This window comes from Streptomyces sp. NPDC049577 (assembly GCF_040675635.1).
Classification (GTDB): Bacteria; Actinomycetota; Actinomycetes; order Streptomycetales; family Streptomycetaceae; genus Streptomyces.
Genome location: NZ_JBFAPH010000498.1, coordinates 1 through 3258, shown reverse-complemented (window position 1 = coordinate 3258; position 3258 = coordinate 1). Strand labels below are relative to the sequence as shown.

The following is a 3258-nucleotide window of genomic DNA, read 5'->3' as shown; positions in this document are numbered from 1 at the left end:
CTCGGAGATGGCGGCGTCGAAGCTGAGCGAGGCGAACTGCAGGACGCGGCTGCCGGGCCCCACGGCGTACGGCTCGATGCGGGCGCGCACGAGGTTGGGGATGCCGCGGTGTTCCAGGACGACGCCCTTGGGGCGGCCGGTGGAGCCGGAGGTGTAGATGACGTAGGCGGGGGTGCGCTCGGTGAGCGGCGCGGTCCGGTCGGCGTCGGTGGGGTTCGTACCGGGCAGTCCGGCGAGGGCGGTGCGGGTGGCCGGGTCGTCGAGGACGATCACGGCCGGCGTGCCGGGGCCGGCCGGCAGGGCGTCCCGGGCGGCACCGGTGGTGACCAGCAGGGCGGGGCGGGCGTCCTGGAGCATGTGGGTGATGCGGTCGGCCGGGTAGGCGCCGTCCACCGGCAGGTAGGCGGCCCCCGACTTCAGGGCGGCGAGCACGGCGACGACCATGTCCACGGACCGCGGCACGGTCAGCGCGACGAGCCGCTCCGGGCCGGCGCCGTGCCGGATCAGCAGCCGGGCCAGGCGGTTGGCCCGCTCGTTGAGCTCCGCGTAGGTGACGGTCTCGGTCCCGTGGACGACGGCGGGGGCGTCCGGGGTGCGGGCGGCCTGTGCCTCGATCATCTGCGGCGCCGTCGGTTCGCCGCGCTCGTGCGTCTCCACTGTCTCCACCTCTCCGATCGGCCGATCCGGGTCGGCCGCGACTGTTGTGAGCAGCCGGATGAAGCGGGCTGCGAGCGCTTCGACCGTCGAGCGGTCGAACAGGTCCTTGGCGTAGGCGAAGGTGCCTGTGATTCCTGCGGGGTCGTTGTTCTGGCCTGCGCTGTGTTCGGTCGCGCGCAGGGACAGGTCGAACTTGGCCTTGCCCGGGCCCTCGGCGGACGGCGCGTCGGGGCCGGTCACGCTGCGCAGGCCCGCGAGCCCGGCCGCGGTGCCGCGGCCGAAGTTGTCGAGCACGAGCATCACCTGGAACAGCGGGTGCCGGGCCAGGGAGCGCCGGACGCCGAGCGCGTCGACCAGCCGCTCGAAGGGCACGTCCTGGTGGGCGTAGGCCGCCAGGTCCGTCTCCCGGACCCGGTCGAGGAGTTCGCGGAAGGTCGGGTCGCCGTCGGTGCGGGTGCGCAGCACCAGCGTGTTGACGAAGAAGCCGACGAGGTCCTCCGCGGCGGCGTCGCCGCGCCCGGCGACGGGCGTGCCGATGGGGATGTCGGTGCCTGCGCCGCTGTGGGTGAGCAGGGCCGCGAGGGCGGCCTGGAGCACCATGAACAGGGTGGTCCGGCCGGAGCGGGCCAGCTCCAGCAGCCGTCCGTGGAGTTCGGCGTCCACGGTGAAGGGGACGAGGCCGCCGTCGTGGCTGCTCTCCTCGGGGCGGGGCCGGTCCGTGGGGAGCGGCAGTTCCCCGGGGAGCCCGGCGAGTTCCTGCTTCCAGTGGGCGAGCTGGCGGGAGATCTCGCTGGCGGGGTTGTTCTCGGCGCCGAGCAGTTCCCGCTGCCACAGCGCGTAGTCGGCGTACTGCACGGGCAGCGGCGCCCAGGCCGGGGCCTCGCCCGCGAGGCGGGCGGTGTAGGCCTCGCCGAGGTCGCGCACGAGCGGCCGCATCGACCAGGCGTCGCCCGCGATGTGGTGCAGAGTGAGAACCAGGACGTGGTCGTCGGGGCCGGCGGCGAGCAGGGTGGCGCGCAGCGGCAGGTCCGTGTCGAGGCGGAAGCCCTCGGCGCGGGCGGCGGCGACGGCGGCGTCGATGCCGGACTCCTCGACGTCCACCACGCGCAGGACGGGCCGGGCCTCGGCGGGGCCGAGGACGACCTGCCGGGGCTGTGCGTCGGTGGCGCGGAAGACGGTGCGCAGGCTCTCGTGCCGGGCCACGACGTCGGCCAGCGCGGCCCGCAGCGCGTCCCGGTCCAGGGCGCCGCGCAGGCGGGCGACCAGCGGCAGGTGGTACTGCGGTCCGGACTCGCCCAGCTGGTCCAGCACCCACAGCCGGCGCTGGGCGAAGGACAGCGGCAGGACCTCCGGCCGTTCGCGCCGGGTGAGCGGCGTACGGACGCGGCGGGCGGCGTCGGCGTCGTCCAGGTGCCGGGCGAGCCCGGCGACGGTCGGTGCCTCGAACAGCGCCCGGATGGGGAGTTCGGCGCCGAGCGCGGTGCGGATGCGGGAGACCAGGCGGGTGGCGAGGAGGGAGTGGCCGCCGAGGTCGAAGAAGCTGTCGTCGATGCCGACGCGTTCGATTCCGAGGATCTCGGCGAAGAGGCCGCAGAGGATCTCCTCGCGGGGGTCGCGCGGTTCCCGGCTCGGCCGGGCGGCCGCGGCGGGTGCGGGCAGGGCCTTGCGGTCGGTCTTGCCGTTCGGCGTCAGCGGGATCGCGTCCAGGGCCATGACGACGGACGGCACCATATAGGCGGGCAGCGTCCCGGCGAGGGCCCGGCGCACCGCGTCCGTGTCGTCCGTGCCGACGACGTAGCCGACGAGCTGCGGCTGTCCGCCCGGCCCGGGCACGAGTGCCGCGACGGCGGCCGTGACCTGCGGCTGGGCGCGCAACCGGGCCTCGATCTCACCAAGTTCGATGCGGTAGCCGCGCAGCTTGACCTGGTCGTCGGCCCGGCCGACGAACTCCAGCACACCCTCCGGCGACCACTTCACGAGGTCGCCGGTGCGGTACATGCGGGTCCCCGCCGGGCCGTACGGGTCGGCGACGAACCGCTCGGCGGTGAGGGCCGGGCGGCGCAGATAGCCCTGCGCCAGACCGTCACCCGCGATGTACAGCTCCCCGGGGACGCCGGGCGGGACGAGGCCGAGACGGGCGTCGAGGACATGGACCCGGGTGTTGGCGATCGGGCCGCCGATCGTCACCGGGCCGTCCGTGACGGGTGCGCTGGTGGACCAGATCGTGGTCTCCGTCGGCCCGTACATGTTCAGCACCGATGCGGCACGGGCCGCGAGGTCCCCGGCCAGTGCGGCGTCCAGTGCCTCGCCGCCGACCAGCACCCGCAGACCGTCCACGGCCTCCGGCGCCGACTCCAGCAGCGCCCGCCACAGGCTCGGCGTGGCCTGCATGACCGAGGCACGCTCCTCGCGCAGGGTGCGGGCGAGCTCGGCGGGGTCGCGCACGGTGTCGCGGTCGGCGAGCACGACGGTCGCGCCGGAGACCAGCGGGAGGAAGACCTCCAGCAGCGAGATGTCGAAGCCGAACGTCGTCACCGCCAGCCAGCGGTCGGCCGGCGTCAGGGCGGTGTGCTCGCGCATCGAGGACAGGAAGTTGGCCAG

At 74.9% G+C, this 3258-nt stretch carries 1 protein-coding gene; it reads right to left on the bottom strand.

Translation table 11 applies throughout. The features are described 5' to 3' along the window. Nucleotides 1–3258: AMP-binding protein (locus AB0K09_RS31715; protein WP_366068844.1), on the bottom strand; the 3258-nt coding region annotated here is incomplete at both ends.